This is a genomic window from Streptomyces sp. NPDC034103, assembly GCF_055575395.1.
The window spans coordinates 65,567-83,738 of the sequence record NZ_JBVISS010000018.1 but is presented as its reverse complement, the minus strand read 5'-3'; the positions used below and the strand labels follow the sequence as shown (position 1 = coordinate 83,738).

The window sequence follows — 18,172 nt, the reverse complement described above, 5'->3', positions numbered from 1 at the left end:
CGGTTTCGCGACCTCACCCCCCGCCACCCCTCCCCAGCACACCTACCGGTCGGTATGCTCGCCCGCACAGGCATCGTCGCCCCGGGAGGACCCGTGCCCCGCACCGCTCTGCGTATCTGCCCGCTCTGCGAGGCCACCTGTGGTCTGACGCTGACGATCGAGGGGAGCGCGGTCACCGGCGCCCGCGGGGACCGCGACGACGTGTTCAGCAGGGGGTTCATCTGCCCCAAGGGCGCCTCCTTCGGGGCCGTCGACCAAGACCCCGACCGGCTGCGGGCCCCGCTCGTGCGCAAGGACGGGGAACTGCGGGAGGTCAGCTGGGAGGAGGCCTTCGACGCGGTCGCCGCCGGGATCCGGCCGGCCGTCGAGCGGTACGGGGCGAACTCCGTCGGCGTCGTGCTCGGCAACCCCAACGTGCACACCATGGCCGGCGCGCTGTACCCGCCCGTGCTGCTCGCCGGCCTCGGCACCCGCAGCGTCTTCACCGCCTCCACGGTCGACCAGATGCCCAAGCACGTCTCCAGCGGCCTCCTCTTCGGCGACGCCAACGCCATCCCGGTGCCCGACCTCGACCGCACCGACCATCTGCTGCTGATCGGCGCCAACCCCCTGGAGTCCAACGGCAGTCTGTGCACCGCCCCCGACTTCCCCGGCAAGCTCAAGGCGCTCAAGGCCCGCGGCGGCACCCTCACCGTGATCGACCCGCGGCGCACCCGCACCGCCCGGCTCGCCGACCGCCACCTCGCCATCCGCCCCGGCGCCGATGCCCTGCTCCTGGCGGCGATGACGTACACGCTCTTCGAGGAAGACCTCGTGGACACCGGGGAGTTGACCCCCCACCTCCAGGGGCTGGACGAACTCCGGGAAGCCGTCCGGGACTTCACGCCCGAAGCCGCCGCCGGAGCCTGTGACATCGACGCCGGCACCATCCGCACGCTGGCCCGCGAACTCGCCGCCGCCCCCACCGCCGCCGTCTACGCCCGCATCGGCAGCTGCACCGTCCCGCACGGCACCCTCGCCAGCTGGCTCGTCGACGTCCTCAACATCCTCACCGGCAACCTCGACCGCCCCGGCGGCGCCCTCTTCCCGCAGGCGGCCACCGACCGGACCCCCCGGCCCGCCGGACCCAGCCACGGCTTCGCGCTCGGGCGCTGGCACTCCCGGGTGAGCCGGCACCCCGAGGCCAAGGGCGAGCTGCCGATCTCCGCGCTCGCCGAGGAGATCGACACCCCGACCCCGGACGGCGAGCCGATCCGCGCCCTGATCGCCGTCGCCGCCAACCCCGTGCTCTCCGTGCCGGACGGCGACCGGCTCGACAAGGCGCTCGACTCGCTCGACTTCATGGTCAGCGTCGACCCCTACCTGAACGAGACCTCCCGCCACGCCGACGTCGTGCTGCCCCCGCCGCCGCCCTCGCAGAGCCCGCACCACGACTTCGCCTTCAACACCCTCGCCGTGCGCAACCAGGTCCGCTACACCCGCCCCGCCGTCCCCCTGGAGCCCGGACGGATGGCCGAGACCGAGATCCTGGCCCGGCTGGTCCTCGCCGTGACCGGCATGCACGGCGCCGACCCCTCGGCCGTCGACGACCTGGTCATCGGGCAGACCCTCGGCAAGGCGGTCAAGGAGCCGTGGTCCCCGGTGCACGACCGCGACCCGAAGGAACTCGCCGCGCGGCTCACCGGAGTCAGCGGCCCCGAGCGGCGGCTCGACATGATGCTGCGCCTCGGCCCCTACGGCGACGGGTTCGGCGTCCGACCGGACGGGCTGAGCCTGGAGACGCTGCTGGCCCATCCGCACGGCATCGACCTCGGGCCGCTCGCGTCCCGGCTGCCGCAGCCGCTCAAGACACGCAGCGGGAAGGTCGAGCTGCTGCCGGGGCCGATCGCCGACGATCTGCCGCGGCTGCGGCGCGCCCTGGCCGAGCGGCCCGAGGGGCTCGTCCTCGTCGGCCGCCGCCATCTGCGCTCCAACAACAGCTGGATGCACAACGTCCCAGCCCTCACCGGCGGCACCAACCGCTGCACCCTGCACATCCACCCCGAGGACGCCGAGCGGCTCGGGGTGGCGGACGGGGCGGCCGTACGCGTGAAGGGGGCCGGGGGAGAGGTGATCGCTCCGGCCGAGGTCACCGACGGCGTGCGCCCGGGCGTGGTGAGCCTGCCGCACGGCTGGGGCCACGACCGGCCCGGCACCCGGCTGAACCACGCCCTCAAGGAGCCCGGCGTCAACGTCAACCAGCTCCTCGACGGCAGCCTGCTCGACCCCCTGTCGGGCAACGCGGTCCTCAACGGCGTACCCGTGCTGCTTTTTCCCGGGGGATAACCCCCGGACCCCCAGCCGAAAAACAGCCACCGTCGCGGCCCTGTGAGCAGCGCAAAGCTGTGACCAGCAGTTTTGCGCTTATTGCTCGCATGTCAACGTCTTGTTAACGCCGCTTGACGGGACCTAACGTCAACGCACTGCCGACTCCGGTGGGAGTTCAAGGGCGAACGTTAGGTATCCACTCATGCTGACCATCCTTGGCTTCGCCATGATCGCGACCTTCCTGGTCCTGATCATGCTGAAGAAGATGTCGCCGATCGCGGCGCTCGTACTGATCCCGGCGTTGTTCTGCGTCTTCGTCGGGAAGGGCGCCAAGCTCGGTGACTACGTCATCGACGGCGTCACCAGCCTCGCCCCCACCGCGGCGATGCTCATGTTCGCGATCGTCTACTTCGGTGTGATGATCGACGTCGGCCTCTTCGACCCGGTCGTCCGGGGGATCCTGAAGTTCGCCAAGGCCGACCCGATGCGGATCGTGGTCGGCACGGCGATCCTCGCCGCGATCGTCTCGCTCGACGGCGACGGCTCGACCACCTTCATGATCACGGTCTCGGCCATGTACCCGCTGTACAAGCGCCTGAAGATGAGCCTGGTCGTGATGACCGGTGTGGCCGCCATGGCCAACGGCGTCATGAACACCCTGCCGTGGGGCGGCCCGACCGCCCGCGCCGCCACCGCGCTCAAGGTCGACGCCAGCGACATCTTCGTCCCGATGATCCCGGCCCTGCTCGTCGGCCTGCTGGGCGTCTTCGTCCTCGCGTACTTCCTGGGCCTGCGGGAGCGCAAGCGGCTGGGTGTGCTGACGCTGGGCGAGATCCTGGTGGAGGAGAAGGCCGAGGAGAAGGAGCCCGAGACGGTTCTCGTGGGTGCCGGTTCCGGCTCCGGCGCGTCCGGCACCGAGAAGGTCACCGGCGGCTCCGGCTCCGGCACCGACGCCGAGGAGGGCGACGAGGAGCGCTTCGCGGTGCTCGACCCGAACCGCGCCACCCTGCGTCCCAAGCTCTACTGGTTCAACGCGCTGGTCACCGTCACCCTGCTGACCTCCATGATCATGGAGTGGCTGCCGATCCCGGTGCTGTTCATCCTCGGCGCCGCGCTCGTGCTCACCGTGAACTTCCCGCACATCCCCGACCAGAAGGCCCGGCTCGCCGCCCACGCCGACAACGTCCTGAACGTCTCCGGCATGGTCTTCGCCGCCGCCGTCTTCACCGGCGTCCTCCAGGGCACCGGCATGGTCGACCACATGGCCCGCTGGATGGTCGACGTCATCCCCGAGGGCATGGGCCCGCACATGGCCCTCGTCACCGGTCTGCTGAGCCTCCCGCTCACCTACTTCATGTCGAACGACGGTTTCTACTTCGGTGTCCTCCCCGTCCTCGCCGAGGCCGGTGCCGCGCACGGGGTCTCGCCGCTGGAGATGGCCCGCGCCTCCCTCGTCGGCCAGCCGCTGCACATGTCGAGCCCGCTCGTCCCGGCCGTCTACGTCCTGGTCGGCATGGCCAAGGTCGAGTTCGGTGACCACACCAGGTTCGTGGTCAAGTGGGCCGCGCTGACCTGCCTGGTCATCCTGGTGGCGGGGATCGTGTTCGGCATCATCTGACCGATCCGATCAAGGCCCTCCGACCGAACCGACGAAGGCCGTTCGACCGAACCGACGAAGGACTCGACCATGGCGCCCGGCAGGAACCGCGGCTGGCTGCTCCGTCTCGTCATCGCCTTCGCCTTCGCGCAGGGGGCGGTGTCGATGGCCCGGCCCGCCGTCTCCTACCGGGCGCTGGCGCTGGGCGCGGACGAGCGGGCGATCGGTGTGATCGCGGGGGTCTACGCCCTGCTCCCGCTGTTCGCCGCGGTCCCTCTTGGGCGCCGTACCGACCACGGCCGGTGCGCGCCCCTGCTGCCGGCCGGCGTGGTGCTGATATCCGGCGGCTGTGTGCTGAGCGGCATGGCGAACTCCCTCTGGGCGATGGCCGTCTGGAGCGGCGTGATGGGCCTGGGCCACCTCTGCTTCGTGATCGGCGCCCAGTCCCTCGTCGCCCGCCAGTCCGCCCCGCACGAACAGGACCGCAACTTCGGCCACTTCACCATCGGCGCCTCCCTCGGCCAACTGGCCGGCCCGATCGCCGCGGGCGCCCTGATCGGCGGCCGGGACATGGCGGGCACGAGTGCGCTCGCGCTGATCGTCGCGGGGGCGGGCGGCGCGGTCGCCCTCACCTCGCTGTGGCGCGTCGAGCACCGCGACACCGCGGCCAAGTCCCGTGCGGGGCACGGCGATCGGGTGCCCGTCCAGCGCATCCTGCGCACCCGGGGAGTGCCCGCCGGCATCTTCGTCAGCCTCGCCGTGCTCTCGGCGACCGACATCCTCACGGCCTATCTGCCGGTCGTCGGCGAGCACCGCGGCATCGCGCCCTCCGTCATCGGACTGCTGCTCAGCCTTCGCGCGGCGGCGACCATCGCCTGCCGGCTGGTGCTGACCCCGCTGCTGCGACTGCTGGGCCGCAGCCTGCTGTTGACGGTCACCTGCCTGATGGCCGCCGTGCTGTGCGCGGGCATCGCCCTGCCGGTCCCGGTGTGGGCGCTGGCCCTGATCCTCGCGCTCCTCGGGTTCTGCCTCGGTGTCGGACAGCCGTTGTCCATGACGACGGTGGTCCAGGCGGCCCCCGACGGCGCCCGCTCGACGGCACTGGCCCTGCGCCTGACCGGCAACCGTCTGGGCCAGGTCGCCGCGCCGGCCGCCGCGGGCCTGGTCGCGGGCGTCGCGGGGGTGGCGGCGCCGTTCGTGATGCTGGGCGCGCTGCTGCTGCTCTCCTCGGGCGTGGCGCTGCGCTCTCCGGCGAGGACGGTCGCCGGGTCCGCCGGGTCCGCCGGGTCCGCCGGGTCCACCGAACCCGCCGAGTCCCCCGGGTCCGCCGAGTCCCCCGGGTCCGCCGAGTCCGTCGCGCCCCCTCGGTCCGGGACGACGTTGGGCCGGAAGAGCGATGGCTGACGCGCCGTAGGGCGGGCCTCCCCCCTTTCGTCATGGATATGTGACAGAGAGTCAGGTGAAGTGCGATTTGTACGAAAATCGTCTGACTCGGAGGCTTCGCATGTCCACCACGTCTCTTCCACGCCGCGCCGGTGCGCGCGCCGCCGCCCTCGCCGCCCTGACCCTCGCCGGCTCCGTCGCCGTCGGGGCGCCCGCCGCCCTCGCCGCGCCCGGCGACAACGGCGACGTCAAGGTCCACGAGGTGGGCACCCCCTTCAGCGACCAGCGCGACCAGCCGAAGGTCTGCGACTTCTACCTCTCCGCCTTCAAGTTCGACCCGAACGAGAAGGTCCACTGGATGATCGACGAGCACCCCATGGGCCAGGGTGCCCCGCACGACCTGGAGGGCGACTTCACCGCCGGCGCCGACGGCTCGGGGCAGACCATCCCGCTCGGGCTGCCCAACGGCATGTACAAGCTCACCTGGACGACCGACAAGGGCCATGGGGCGGGCAAGTTCAAGGTCTTCAAGGTCGACTGCGTCACGCCCAAGCCCAGCCCGAGTGTGCCGGGCGGCCCGAACGGCGGCCCGCCGGCCGGCGGTGGCGGGATCGCGCGCGACCAGGCGTTCGGGCCGGTCGCCGGCGCCGCGGCCGTGGGCCTGGCCGCGGTCGGCGGGACGGTGTGGTTCCGTCTCCGTCGCCGCCCGCATGGCGCGTAGACGCCGACGCAGGCCCTGGTACCGGACGCGCGCCTACCGCCTGGCGAGAACGGTCGTGGTGACCGTCTCGCTGGTGGTGGGCGGCGTCTGGTGGGCCCAGGGCGAGGAGTCCGGCCGGGCGGTCGAGGCCGCCCGGCCCGGCTCCCCGGCGGCCCCCGCCCGCGACGCGACCGACGCGCGCGGCACCGCCCAGCGGCGCCCCACCGCGGCGCCGCGCACCCGGGCGGAGCCCCCGCGCCGCCGGGCCGCACCCCGGCGGCCCCCGCCGGCGACACCGCCGAGGGTGGCCCCGCCCCCGAGCGCCGCCCCCGCCCCGAGGGCCGTCCCGCCCCGGGCTCCCGCGCCGCGGCCGCGTCCCCTGCCGCGCTCCCGCGCCACCCGCCTCGTCATCCCCTTCCTGAGCCTGGACGCCCCGGTCATGAGCCTCCGGCTCGACCGTGACCGGCGGCTGCCCGCGCCTCCCGACGACGACGAGAACCTGGTCGGCTGGTACGAGGGCGGCCCGTCCCCCGGACAGCAGGGCACCGCCGTCGCCGTCGGCCACCTCGACACCGACACCGGTCCCGCCGTCTTCGCCGGCCTCGGCGAACTCAGGCGCGGCCGCCTGGTCCAGGTGCGGCGCGCGGACGGGCGTACGGCCGTCTACGCGGTCGACACCATCAAGACGTACGAGAAGGACCGGTTCCCCAACCGCGAGGTGTACGGCGCCCGGGGCCGTCCCGAACTGCGCCTGATCACCTGTGGCGGCAGCTATGACCGCAGGACCGGATACTCGGGCAACGTCGTCGTCTTCGCGCACCTCGTCACGATCCGCGAACCTCCGGCGAGGACCGCGACCCGCGAACCCCCGGCGAGGACGGCGACCCGCAAGCCCCCGGCGGGGACCGCGACCCGCAAGCCCTCTGCGGGAACCGCGACCCGTGAACCCCCTGCGCGGGCCGCCCGGCGCTGAATGTGGCCGTCCGTTTTCTCACTTGCTGGACGGTGGCGTCCGATCTTGCCCGTTCCCTTCCCCCGGCTGCGCACATTCCGTTAACTTCCGTGACCCACAGGCCCCGTTCGACCCGTTCGGGGCGTCAGGCCACGGAGCATTCAGCGCTCAGTCAGCCCCCGGGGGCACCTGTCATGACACGCGCCATCTCTCTGCACGACGTGAGCAAGAGCTACACCCGGGGCAACCGCGTGGTGGAGCGACTGTCCCTGGACATCGAGCCCGGCGAGTTCCTCGTCCTGCTCGGGCCCTCCGGCTGCGGCAAGTCCACCGTGCTGCGGATGATCGCCGGGCTCGAGGAGATCGACGAGGGCGAGCTGCTGCTCGACGGCGAGTACGCCAACGAGCTGCCGCCGGCCGGCCGGGACATGGCGATGGTCTTCCAGAACTTCGCCCTCTATCCGAGCATGACCAGCCGCGACAACATCGGCTTCCCGCTGCGCTTCGAGTCCCCCGGCGCCGATCCGCGCCCCCGCGTGGACGCCACCGCCCGCATGCTGGGCATCGAGGAGCTCCTGGACCGGCTGCCCGCCCAGCTCTCCGGTGGCGAGCGCCAGCGCGTCGCCATGGGTCGGGCCATCGCCCGCCACCCCTCGGCGTTCCTGATGGACGAGCCGCTGTCCAACCTCGACGCCAAGCTCCGCAACCACCTGCGGGCCGAGATCTCCTCCCTCACCCGGAAGCTGGGCGTCACCACGGTCTACGTCACCCACGACCAGGGCGAGGCCATGTCCCTCGGCGACCGGGTCGCCGTCCTGCGCGGGGGAGTCCTGCAACAGGTCGGCACCCCGCGCGCGGTGTACGCCCTGCCCCGCAACGTCTTCGTCGCCGCCTTCATCGGCACCCCGCGCATCAACCTCCTGCGCGGTCTGGTCCGCGCCCCGCTCGACGGCGCGATGACCATCAGCCTCGGCAAGCAGTTCCTCCGGCTGCCCGAACCCCTCTCCCTGGACCACCAGATGCTCCGCGTCCAGCAGGGCCGGGAGGTCATCGTGGGACTGCGCTCGGAGGCGGTGCGCATCGCCAAGCCGTCCGCCGCGCGGCCGGGCGAGATGGTGCTCACCGGTCTGGTGGAGCACGTGGAGTTCCAGGGGCACGAGGTCCTCGTCCACTTCGACACCGGCTCCAGCCCGGCCGTCGTCCCCGACCTGGAGGCCCCGCGCCCCGCCGTCCGCCCCGCCCGGCGCCGCCGTCGCGAGGGTGCCCCCGGTGTGCTGGACCGGCTCAGGAACCGCGCGGACGCCCTGCGGGCGGGCCCGGTCGTGGTCCTCGACCACCCCACCGGCCCGCCCCCCGCCCCGGCGCCCCCGGACGGCCGCCTCCCCGGGGACCTCATCGTCCGCACCACCCCCGACATCGACCTCCGTCACGGCATGCAGGTCCCTCTCCTGGTCGACCTCGCCCACCTGTTCGTCTTCGACCAGCACGGCGAGCGGATCTGCCCGGCCCCGGCGCGGCGGCCCGATCTGGAGCAGTGACTCCCATCAGGGGCGGTGCGCGTCCGTCGCGGGCGGGAGGCCGTGGGGAGGGTGGACGACAGGGCCCGGGACGGCTTCTGATGGCATGAGTCACGTACCGGGACGTCTGGCGCCCGAAAACTATCGTCGCTAGTTTATGAACCGGACTGCGCCGGACGGTCGCTGGTTGGGCACCGGGCCGCGCCGGACGTACGACACGGCCCCGCCGGGAGGAAAGCACGATGAAGGCACACGACGGCATGTACATCGACGGCGAGTGGCGGCCCGCCGCGGGCCGGGACACGATCGAGGTCGTCAACCCGGTCGACGAGCAGGTGATCGGCCGGGTCCCGGCCGGTACCGCCGAGGACGTCGACACAGCCGTACGGGCCGCCCGCGCCGCCCTTCCCGCATGGGCGGCGACGGCACCCGCCGAGCGCGCCGCCCGGCTGGCCGCCCTCCGGGACGTCCTGGTGGACCGCAAGGACGAGATCGCCGAGACGGTCACCGCCGAACTCGGCTCGCCCCTGAAGTTCTCCGAGAACGTCCACGCCGCCGTCCCCCTCGCGGTCGCGGGCTCCTACGCCGAACTGGCGGCCACGTACGCCTTCGAGGAGCAGGTCGGCAACTCGATCGTCCGCCAGGAGCCGATCGGCGTGGTCGGCGCGATCACGCCCTGGAACTACCCGCTGCACCAGATCGTCGCCAAGGTCGCCCCGGCGCTCGCGGCGGGCTGCACGATCGTCCTGAAGCCCGCCGAGGACACCCCGCTGGTGGCCCAGCTCTTCGCCGAGGCGGTCCACGAGGCGGGCGTCCCGGCGGGCGTCTTCAACCTGGTCACGGGCCTCGGCCCGGTCGCGGGCCAGGCCCTCGCCGAGCACCCGGACGTCGACCTGGTCTCCTTCACCGGCTCCACGGCCGTCGGCAGGCGGATCGGCGCGACGGCCGGTGCCGCGATCAAGAAGGTGGCCCTGGAGCTCGGCGGCAAGTCCGCCAACGTCATCCTGCCCAGCGCCGACCTCGCCAAGGCGGTCAACGTCGGCGTCGCCAACGTGATGTCCAACTCCGGCCAGACGTGCAGCGCCTGGACACGGATGCTCGTCCACCGGGACCGGTACGACGAGGCGGTCGAGCTCGCCGCCACCGCCGCCGCGAAATACGGCGACCGCATCGGCCCGGTCGTCAACGCCAAGCAGCAGGCCCGCGTGCGGGGTTACATCGAGAAGGGTGTCGCCGAAGGTGCCCGGCTGGTCGTCGGTGGCCCCGAATCCCCGCGTGAGCGGGGCTGGTTCGTGGCACCGACGGTCTTCGCCGACGTCACCCCCGACATGACCATCGCCCAGGAGGAGATCTTCGGCCCGGTCCTGTCGATCCTGCGCTACGAGGACGAGGAGGACGCCCTGCGCATCGCCAACGGCACGGTCTACGGTCTCGCGGGCGCCGTCTGGGCGGGCGAGGAGGCGGAGGCGGTGGCCTTCGCGCGCCGGATGGACACCGGCCAGGTCGACATCAACGGCGGACGCTTCAACCCCCTTGCCCCGTTCGGCGGTTACAAGCAGTCCGGCGTCGGCCGCGAGCTCGGCTCGCACGGTCTCGCCGAGTACCTCCAGACCAAGTCCCTCCAGTTCTAGGAGCGTTTTTCGTGGTTCGCGCAGCAGTCCTTCCCGTCGTGGGCGCTCCGTTGGAGGTCACCGACATCGAACTCCCGGACCCCGGCCCCGGCCAGGTCCGCGTCCGCCTCGCCGCCGCCGGCGTCTGCCACTCCGACCTGTCCCTGTCCAACGGCACCATGCGACTGCCGGTCCCGGCCGTACTGGGTCACGAGGGCGCCGGGACGGTCGTCGCCGTCGGCGAGGGCGTCGGCGGGGTCGCGCCCGGCGACGGTGTCGTCCTCAACTGGGCCCCCTCCTGCGGAACATGCCACGCCTGCTCGCTCGGTGAGGTCTGGCTGTGCGCCAACGCGCTGAACGGCGCCGCCGAGGTCCACGCCCGCGCCGCCGACGGCACCGACCTGTACCCCGGCCTGAACGTCGCCGCGTTCGCCGAGGAGACGGTCGTGTCCGCGTCCTGCCTGCTGCCCCTGCCCGAGGGCATCCCGCTCACCGACGCGGCCCTGCTCGGCTGTGCCGTCCTCACCGGCTACGGCGCCGTCCACCACTCGGCGCGGGTCCGCGAGGGCGAGACGGTCGCGGTCTACGGCGTCGGGGGAGTCGGCCTCGCCGCCCTCCAGGCCGCCCGGATCGCGGGCGCCTCGAAGATCGTCGCGGTCGACGTCTCGCCGGCCAAGGAGGAACTGGCCCGTGAGGCCGGCGCCACCGACTACGTCGTCGCCTCGGAGAACACCGCCCGCGAGATCCGCGGCCTGACCGGCAAGCAGGGTGTCGACGTCGCCGTGGAGTGCGTGGGCCGCGCGACGACCATCCGCACCGCCTGGGACTCCACCCGCCGCGGCGGCCGTACGACGGTCGTCGGCATCGGCGGCAAGGACCAGCAGGTGACCTTCAACGCCCTGGAGATCTTCCACTGGGGCCGCACCCTCTCGGGCTGCGTCTACGGCAACTCCAACCCGGCCGAGGATCTGCCGGTACTCGCCGAGCACATCCGCGCGGGCCGTCTGGACCTGGGCGCCCTGGTGACGGAACGGATCGCCCTGGACGGCATCCCGGCGGCCTTCGAGAACATGCTCGCGGGCAAGGGCGGCCGGGCGCTGGTCGTCTTCTAGGACCAGCGGCGGCTCAGGCCCAGGCCCCGTCCACCCGTTCGCGCCGTGTCCCCGGTCCCGCAGGAGGCCGGGGACACGGCATGTCCACCGGCCCCCCGAGTGCTCAGGGCGACCTCCCGTCCGGGGCGTACGGTCGCCGCGGGCCAGGCGCGTTCACACCGATCCGGTGACCTTCGCGGGCCGCCCTCGCCCAGCCGCGGGGGTCCGCGAACGGGACACCGCCACACCGGCCAGACACAGCGCCCCGCCCGCCAGCGTCAGCGGCCCCGGCACCTCGTCGAGCGCCAGCCAGGACATCAGCACGACCAGCGCGGGCACGGCGTACGTGGTCGCGCCCATGCGTCCCGCCGTCGTACGGGCCAGGGCGTACGCCCACGTGGTGAAGGCCAGCGCGGTCGGGAAGACGCCCAGATAGACCATGTTGAGCGTCGCGGACACCGGCGCCCGCGCCGCCTCACCGGCCAACTGCCCGGCGAAGGGCAGGCACAGCACCGCGCCGACGAGACAGCCGTACGTGGTCACCTGGAGCGCGCTCGCCGACGCCAGGGCCGGCTTCTGGGCCACGACCCCGCCGGCGTAGGCGACGGCCGCGAGCAGACACAGCGCGACGCCGAGCACGGACGCCCTGCCCTCGCCCGACATCGACAGCCCCACGGTGACCGCTCCCGCGAACGACACGGCCATCCCCGCGAGCAGCCTCGGCGGCAGGGCGTCGCCGAGCAGCCGCGCGCCGAGCAGGGCGATGAGGATCGGGCCGATGTTCACCACGAGGGCCGCCGTCCCGGCGTCGACCTGCTGCTCGCCCCAGTTGAGGGCGACCATGTAGACGCCGAACCAGAGGACGCCCGAGGTCAGGATGCCCGGCCAGGCGGCCCTCGGCGGCGGCCTCTCGCCGCGCACGAGACAGATCAGCCCCAGGGCGAGGGTTCCCGCCAGCAGCCGTCCCAGTGCCAGGGCGCCGGGCGAGTACGCGGCTCCCGCGCTGCGGATGGAGACGAAGGCGGAGGCCCAGAGGACGACCGTGACGGTGGCGGCTCCGGCGGCCAGGAGGCCGGGACGGCGGGAGTTCATCATGCTCCTGAGGCTAGGAAGGGCGGCGAGGAAGAACTCGCGGTTCTCGGACGGTGTGTGTCCGCGGGCGAGGGGGACGCGCTCGCGCCGCTGAAGGGAGGCTCAGCCGACAGTGCGCGCATCGATGCCCAGCAGGTGGGCATCGATGCCCAGCAGGTCGGCCAGGGCCCGCTCACCGGCCGCCGTCACCTTCACCGCCCGCTCGGACCCGATCCGTACGCACCAGCCCGAGTCCAGCGCGTGGCGGCACAGCGCGGCGCCCGCGACCCCCGCGAGGTGAGGCCGGCGCTCGGTCCAGTCGAGGCAGGCACGGGCCAGCGGCCGTCGGCTCGTGCGGTCGAGGGCGACCCCGGCGTCGTCGAACCACGCCAGGCCCGCCTCCGTCAGCGCGAACCCGGTGTCCTGACGCAGCAGTCCACGGGAGGTCAGCGCGTCCGTCACCGCGATCCCGAGCCGCCCCGCGAGATGGTCGTAGCAGGTACGCCCCCGTGCCATCGCCGATCCGGCGCTCGACTCCCGCAGCGTGCGCGGCCGTACCGCGGAATCCGGCGCCAGATGAGAGGCCAGCTCCTCCACCAGTTGGGCGGCCCGCACATCCGCGAGGCGCACGTACCGGTGCCGTCCCTGCCGCTCCTCGGTCAGCAGACCGCCGGCCACGAGCTTGCCCAGGTGCTCGCTCAGGGTCGACGCGGCGACCCCGGCATGGCGGGCCAGCTCGCTCGCGGTCCAGGCCCGCCCGTCGAGCAGGGCCAGCAGGCACGAGGCGCGGGTCTCGTCGGCGACGAGCCCGGCGAGGCGGGCCAGCTCCGCCGCCCGGGGATTCCGTGAGGTCATGCCTCCCAGGATGGGCCCCGGACGGTTCGGCGCCCGCCGAAGCGTGTCAGGCCGTGCGCCGGACCCGCTCGTACTGCTGGACCAGCCCGTCCAGCAACGCGGTGAGGCCCGTCTCGAAGGCGCGCTCGTCGATCTTCTCCTGCTGCTCGGCCAGCAGATGGGCCTGCCCGAGGTGGGGATAGTCGGCCGGGTCGTACGCGCTCTGGTCGTCGACGAAACCGCCGGCGAAGGAGCCGAGCGCGGAGCCCATGATGAAGTAGCGCATCAGCGCGCCGATCGAGGTGGCCTGGGCGGGGGGCCAGCCGGCGGCGACCATCGCGCCGTAGACCGCGTCCGCGAGCCGCAGTCCGGCGGGCCGGCGTCCCGGGCCCCGGGCGAGCACCGGGACGATGTTCGGGTGGTCCCGCAGGGCGGCCCGGTAGGAGACCGCCCAGTCGTGCAGCGCGGTCCGCCACTCCCGTCCGTCCTCGAACATCGACAGGTCGACCTGCGCGCTGACCGAGTCGGCGACCGCTTCCAGGATCTCGTCCTTGGTGCGGAAGTGGTTGTACAGCGAGGGCCCGCTGACCCCCAGCTCCGCGGCGAGGCGGCGCGTGGAGACGGCCGCGAGGCCCTCCGCGTCCACGAGCGCGCGTGCCGTCTCGACGATCCGGTCGGTGCTGAGGAGGGGCTTGCGCGGTCGGGCCATGGCGCACATAGTAGGGCTGCGGTCAGAAACTAGCAGTGCTAATTTAAAACGCTGCTTTCCTGGATGTGCGGCCTTCGAAGGGGTGGTCTCGTGGTGAACCTGGAACTCGGTGCGGAGCAGGAGGCCGTACGGCAGCTCGCCCGGGACTTCGTGGCCCGCGAGATCGCCCCGCACGTCATCGCCTGGGACCGTGCCGAGGAGGTGGACCGGGGGATCGTCAAGAAGCTCGGCGAGGTCGGCTTCCTGGGCCTGACGATCGACGAGGAGTACGGCGGCTCGGGCGGCGACCACCTCGCGTACTGCCTGGTCACGGAGGAACTCGGCCGGGGCGACTCCTCGGTCCGCGGCATCGTGTCGGTCTCCCTCGGCCTGGTCGCCAAGACCATCGCGGCCTGGGGGAGCGAGGAGCACAAGCGCCGGTGGCTCCCCGGCCTCACCTCCGGCGAGCAGGTCGGCTGCTTCGGCCTCACCGAGCCGGGCACGGGCTCCGACGCGGGCAATCTCACCACCCGGGCGGTGCGCGACGGCGACGACTACGTCATCAACGGCACCAAGATGTTCATCACCAACGGCACCTGGGCCGACGTGGTCCTCCTCTTCGCCCGCTCCACCGACGCCCCCGGCCACAAGGGGGTCTCCGCCTTCCTCGTCCCGACCGACACCCCCGGTCTGACCCGCCGCGCGATCCACGGCAAGCTCGGCCTGCGCGGCCAGGCGACGGCGGAACTGGTCCTTCAGGACGTGCGCGTCCCCGCGACGGCGATGCTGGCCCCCGAGGGCAAGGGCTTCTCGGTGGCGATGTCGGCCCTGGCCAAGGGGCGGATGTCGGTGGCGGCGGGCTGCGTGGGCATCGCCCAGGCCGCGCTGGACGTGGCGGTGCGGTACGCGGGGGAGCGCGAGCAGTTCGGCAGGTCGATCGCCCATCACCAACTGGTCCAGGAACTGATCAGCGACATCGCTGTCGACGTGGACGCGGCCCGCCTGCTCACCTGGCGGGTCGCCGACCTGATCGACCGGGGCGAGCCCTTCGCCACCGAGTCCTCCAAGGCCAAGCTGTTCGCCTCCGAAGCCGCCGTGCGGGCCGCCAACAACGCCCTTCAGGTCTTCGGCGGCTACGGCTACATCGACGAGTACCCGGCGGGCAAACTCCTGCGGGACGCCCGCGTGATGACCCTCTACGAGGGCACCAGCCAGATCCAGAAACTGCTCATCGGCCGCGCCCTCACCGGCGTCTCCGCCTTCTGAGTCCTCGGCCCGCCCCGCGTTCTGAGTACGGCATCTGAGTACCTCGGCGGATGTGGCGGGGGCCGGACCCGCCGAGACTCGACCCCATGAGTGACACCACGGGCAAGCCCCAGAACACCGCCGCCTTCTACGGCCAGGCGGTCGCCTCCTTCGCCGTCGCCATGGCCGCGACCGCGATCGGCATCTTCAAGCTGCACGCCGACGCCTGGGTGCGAGGCTTCCTGGCGATCGCCGTCCTGTACCTGGTCACCTCCGCCTTCACCCTCGCCAAGGTCATCCGCGACCGCCAGGACGCGCAGACCCGCGCGTACGGCCCCTTCGAAAAGCTCTGAGCGGCCACGCTAAGCGCTCGCTCACCCTCGGCGGTATGGTGGTGCCTCTGTCAGTGGAGAGGGGCAAGCGATGAGTACGGCGGAGGAGACGGCCGGCGGCGAGACGTCGGCGTGGGGCGAGGTCACGCCCGACGCGGCACGGAGGCTGCTGGTCGCCGCGGTGGAGGCCTTCGCCGAGCGCGGCTACCACGCCACCACGACCCGCGACATCGCGGGGCGTGCCGGCATGAGTCCCGCGGCCCTCTACATCCACTACAAGACCAAGGAGGAGCTCCTCCACCGCATCAGCAGGATCGGCCACGCCAAGGCCCTGGAGATCCTGCGGACGGCGGCCCGCCGTGAGGGCACGGCGACCGAGCGCCTCGCGGACGCGGTCAGCTCCTTCGTCCGCTGGCACGCGGGCGGCCGCACCACCGCCCGGGTCGTCCAGTACGAACTCGACTCCCTCGGCCCGGACGCCCGCGCCGAGATCCTCGCCCTGCGCCGCCAGTGCGACGCCGAGGTGCGCGGCGTCATCGAGGACGGCGTGAACTCCGGCGAGTTCGACGTCCTGGACGTCAAGGGCACCACCCTCGCCGTGCTGTCCCTCTGCATCGACGTGGCCCGCTGGTTCAGCGTCGACGGCCCCTGGACGCCCGACGAGGTCGGCGCGCTCTATGCCGACCTCGTGCTGCGGATGGTGGGCGTCGACCGGTAGCGCACCGGGACCCGTCGACCACGTGCGGCGGCGCACTCCTGTGCTCGACGGTCCCTACAGGTAGTACCGGGCCCGGTCGACCATGTGCACCGGCGCACGCCCGCGCTCGACGGTCCCTACAGGTAGTACCGGGCCACCGACTCCGCGACGCACACCGGCTTGTCGCCGCCCTCGCGCTCCACGCTGAAGGCGACGGTGACCTGCACGCCGTCCGGCACGTCGTCGACCCCCGTGATCACGGCCGTGGCCCGCAGGCGCGACCCGACCGGCACCGGGGCGGGGAACCGCACCTTGTTGGTGCCGTAGTTGACCCCCATCGTGACGTTCTCGACCTTGATCAGCTGCGGCCCGAACAGGGGCAGCAGCGACAGGGTCAGGTACCCGTGCGCGATGGTGGTCCCGAAGGGTCCGGCGGCGGCCTTCTCGGGGTCGACGTGAATCCACTGGTGGTCGCCGGTGGCCTCCGCGAAGAGGTCGATCCGCTTCTGGTCGACCTCCAGCCAGTCGGTGTACCCCAGCTGCTCGCCCACCGCGGCCTTCAGTTCGTCGGCCCCCGCGAACACCCTCGGCTCCGCCATGTCCAGCCTCCCGCATCGCAAACGTCATGTCTAAGCAACTGCTTAGCATGGTCGTCGGCGACCCCCCTGTCAACGGACCTCCCAGGTAGGGTCCGAGGGGTGCCCCAGATTCCTGAGAAGATCCACGAGCTCACGGTCGGCCAGCTCTCCGCGCGCAGTGGCGCGGCCGTCTCCGCCCTGCACTTCTACGAGTCCAAGGGCTTGATCACCAGCCGCCGCACCACGGGCAACCAGCGCCGCTACCACCGGGACACCCTGCGCCGCGTGGCCTTCGTCCGAGCCGCCCAACGTGTCGGCATCCCGCTGGCCACCATCCGGGAGGCCCTGGCCCAGCTCCCCGAGGAACGCACCCCCACCCGGGAGGACTGGGCCCGCCTCTCCGAGACCTGGCGTTCCGAACTGGACGAGCGCATCAAGCAGCTCAACCGCCTGCGGGACCACCTGACCGACTGCATCGGCTGCGGCTGCCTCTCCCTGGACACCTGCGTCCTGTCCAACCCGGACGACGCCTTCGGCCAACGCCAGGCAGGGTCCCGCCTGTTGGTGGAGCGGGGCACCCCGAGGTCACCGCGGCGCGAGGACGCCGGGCGCTGCGGCTGACGCACCCCGGAGGCACCCCGGGCATGCCCCGGAGGCACCCCCGGGACACGCCCCCGCGGCAGCCCGAACGCCCAGCCGCCGAGACCGCGGGGCCTTCACGCCCAGGGCGAGCATAAGTTGGCGACCCGCGCGGAAGCCCTCGCCCTGTCTGCGGAAGACCTCATCCTGCTCACGGAAGCCCTCGCCCCGCCCGCGGAGGCCCTCGCCCCGCCCTACGACGAGCGCTGGGCCCACCCGTACTGCACGAGTGCCGCGGCCACCAACTGGGCGTTGGACACCGCCGGTTCACCGTCGGGGAGGAGCAGCGTGTCCTCCAGCCCCACCCGGGTGTCCAGCCGCAGCCGTCCGGCCAGGCGCAGCACCGGCCAGGCCCCGCCGTCCTCGCCGTGCAGCAGGACCGGGCGACGGGGGTCGGCGACCCTGATCCCGGCCAGCAGCTCACGCGCCGTGTTCTCGGCGGTGTCCGCGGACGTGTCGGTCACCTCGGCCAGCACCCGCAGCACCCGGGGCGCGAGCGGTGACGCGGCGAACCGGGCGACCGCGTCGGTCCCGGACCACAGGCCGGCCTCCACGCCCACGCCCCGGTCGAGCAGGGCGGCGGCCAGTTCCTCGGCCCCCTCCTCGTGCCAGTTGACGGAGGCGTGGTCGGGGAGCACGGTCCACTCCCGCACCCGCTCCAGCCGACGCGCGGGATCCGGCTCCGCCCACGCGCCCGTGGTCACGCCGACCGGCACGGAGACCCGGGCCCGTATCGCCCGGAGAGTCTCCGCCAGCACGCGAGGGGACAACGTGTCCTCGCCGCAGGGCGACTTGGGGTGGACATGGATGTCCGTGGCACCGGCCGCCACCGCCGCGGCCGCGGACTCGGCCATGTCCTGCGGCGACAGCGGCACGCCCGCGCCGGCGGAGGCCCCTCGGGAGCCGTTGAGACACACTTGCATCATGTCTC

The 18,172-nt window shown here is 72.8% G+C and carries 17 protein-coding genes; 12 read left to right on the top strand and 5 right to left on the bottom strand.

Annotation, left to right across the window (positions count from 1 at the left end):
- The first annotated feature begins 93 nt into the window (after nucleotides 1-93).
- The 8 genes from ACZ56U_RS33985 to ACZ56U_RS33950 all read left to right on the top strand — a co-directional run bounded on the left by ACZ56U_RS33985 (nucleotide 94) and on the right by ACZ56U_RS33950 (nucleotide 11,178).
- Nucleotides 94-2,325, top strand: coding sequence for a molybdopterin oxidoreductase family protein (locus ACZ56U_RS33985; RefSeq protein WP_469087768.1), 2,232 nt, complete (start codon nucleotides 94-96; stop codon nucleotides 2,323-2,325).
- 184 nt (nucleotides 2,326-2,509) lie between these two features.
- Nucleotides 2,510-3,925, top strand: coding sequence for a CitMHS family transporter (locus ACZ56U_RS33980; protein ID WP_469087767.1), 1,416 nt, complete (start codon nucleotides 2,510-2,512; stop codon nucleotides 3,923-3,925).
- A gap of 69 nt (nucleotides 3,926-3,994) precedes the next feature.
- Nucleotides 3,995-5,308, top strand: coding sequence for an MFS transporter (locus tag ACZ56U_RS33975; protein ID WP_469087766.1), 1,314 nt, complete (start codon nucleotides 3,995-3,997; stop codon nucleotides 5,306-5,308).
- Nucleotides 5,309-5,408: 100 nt separating this feature from the next.
- Nucleotides 5,409-6,008: a hypothetical protein gene (locus tag ACZ56U_RS33970; RefSeq protein ID WP_469087765.1), complete on the top strand. Its 600-nt coding sequence runs from the start codon at nucleotides 5,409-5,411 to the stop codon at nucleotides 6,006-6,008.
- Complete coding sequence (locus ACZ56U_RS33965) at nucleotides 5,998-6,960, top strand: class F sortase (protein WP_469087764.1); 963 nt, start codon at nucleotides 5,998-6,000, stop codon at nucleotides 6,958-6,960. The genes ACZ56U_RS33970 and ACZ56U_RS33965 overlap by 11 nt, the downstream gene beginning before the upstream one ends.
- Nucleotides 6,961-7,133: 173 nt before the next feature.
- Complete coding sequence (locus ACZ56U_RS33960; RefSeq protein ID WP_469087763.1) at nucleotides 7,134-8,477, top strand: ABC transporter ATP-binding protein; 1,344 nt, start codon at nucleotides 7,134-7,136, stop codon at nucleotides 8,475-8,477.
- A 221-nt stretch (nucleotides 8,478-8,698) separates the two neighbouring features.
- Nucleotides 8,699-10,087 (top strand): aldehyde dehydrogenase family protein, encoded by a 1,389-nt coding sequence (locus ACZ56U_RS33955; RefSeq protein ID WP_469087762.1) that lies wholly within the window; start codon nucleotides 8,699-8,701, stop codon nucleotides 10,085-10,087.
- A gap of 11 nt (nucleotides 10,088-10,098) precedes the next feature.
- A complete protein-coding gene (locus ACZ56U_RS33950) occupies nucleotides 10,099-11,178 on the top strand; it encodes a zinc-binding dehydrogenase (protein WP_469087761.1) in 1,080 nt (359 codons plus the stop codon).
- Between the two features lie 153 nt (nucleotides 11,179-11,331).
- Here the strand turns inward: ACZ56U_RS33950 and ACZ56U_RS33945 are convergent, their stop codons facing one another.
- From ACZ56U_RS33945 to ACZ56U_RS33935, 3 genes are all read right to left on the bottom strand, one after another.
- Nucleotides 11,332-12,249, bottom strand: coding sequence for a DMT family transporter (locus ACZ56U_RS33945; protein WP_469087859.1), 918 nt, complete (start codon nucleotides 12,247-12,249; stop codon nucleotides 11,332-11,334).
- Nucleotides 12,250-12,351: 102 nt separating this feature from the next.
- A complete protein-coding gene (locus ACZ56U_RS33940; protein ID WP_469087760.1) occupies nucleotides 12,352-13,083 on the bottom strand; it encodes an ArsR/SmtB family transcription factor in 732 nt (243 codons plus the stop codon).
- Nucleotides 13,084-13,129: 46 nt separating this feature from the next.
- On the bottom strand, nucleotides 13,130-13,771 hold the full coding sequence (locus ACZ56U_RS33935) for a TetR/AcrR family transcriptional regulator (protein WP_391240402.1): 642 nt from the start codon (nucleotides 13,769-13,771) through the stop codon (nucleotides 13,130-13,132).
- 93 nt (nucleotides 13,772-13,864) lie between these two features.
- On the opposite strand from ACZ56U_RS33935, the gene ACZ56U_RS33930 reads away from it, so the two are divergent.
- The 3 genes from ACZ56U_RS33930 (at nucleotide 13,865) to ACZ56U_RS33920 (ending at nucleotide 16,045) form a co-directional block, all read left to right on the top strand.
- Nucleotides 13,865-15,016, top strand: a complete 1,152-nt coding sequence (locus tag ACZ56U_RS33930; protein ID WP_469087858.1) for an acyl-CoA dehydrogenase family protein — start codon at nucleotides 13,865-13,867, stop codon at nucleotides 15,014-15,016.
- Nucleotides 15,017-15,102: 86 nt separating this feature from the next.
- Nucleotides 15,103-15,348, top strand: a complete 246-nt coding sequence (locus ACZ56U_RS33925) for a YiaA/YiaB family inner membrane protein (protein WP_469087759.1) — start codon at nucleotides 15,103-15,105, stop codon at nucleotides 15,346-15,348.
- Between the two features lie 70 nt (nucleotides 15,349-15,418).
- Nucleotides 15,419-16,045: a TetR/AcrR family transcriptional regulator gene (locus tag ACZ56U_RS33920; RefSeq protein WP_469087758.1), complete on the top strand. Its 627-nt coding sequence runs from the start codon at nucleotides 15,419-15,421 to the stop codon at nucleotides 16,043-16,045.
- Between the two features lie 116 nt (nucleotides 16,046-16,161).
- Here the strand turns inward: ACZ56U_RS33920 and ACZ56U_RS33915 are convergent, their stop codons facing one another.
- The gene (locus tag ACZ56U_RS33915; protein ID WP_469087757.1) at nucleotides 16,162-16,623 is read right to left on the bottom strand and encodes a MaoC family dehydratase; all 462 of its coding nucleotides are present in this window, start codon (nucleotides 16,621-16,623) and stop codon (nucleotides 16,162-16,164) included.
- A 99-nt stretch (nucleotides 16,624-16,722) separates the two neighbouring features.
- On the opposite strand from ACZ56U_RS33915, the gene soxR reads away from it, so the two are divergent.
- Complete coding sequence (soxR, locus tag ACZ56U_RS33910; protein WP_469087756.1) at nucleotides 16,723-17,223, top strand: redox-sensitive transcriptional activator SoxR; 501 nt, start codon at nucleotides 16,723-16,725, stop codon at nucleotides 17,221-17,223.
- Between the two features lie 212 nt (nucleotides 17,224-17,435).
- Here the strand turns inward: soxR and ACZ56U_RS33905 are convergent, their stop codons facing one another.
- On the bottom strand, nucleotides 17,436-18,167 hold the full coding sequence (locus ACZ56U_RS33905; protein WP_469087755.1) for a 3-keto-5-aminohexanoate cleavage protein: 732 nt from the start codon (nucleotides 18,165-18,167) through the stop codon (nucleotides 17,436-17,438).
- Nucleotides 18,168-18,172: the final 5 nt, after the last annotated feature.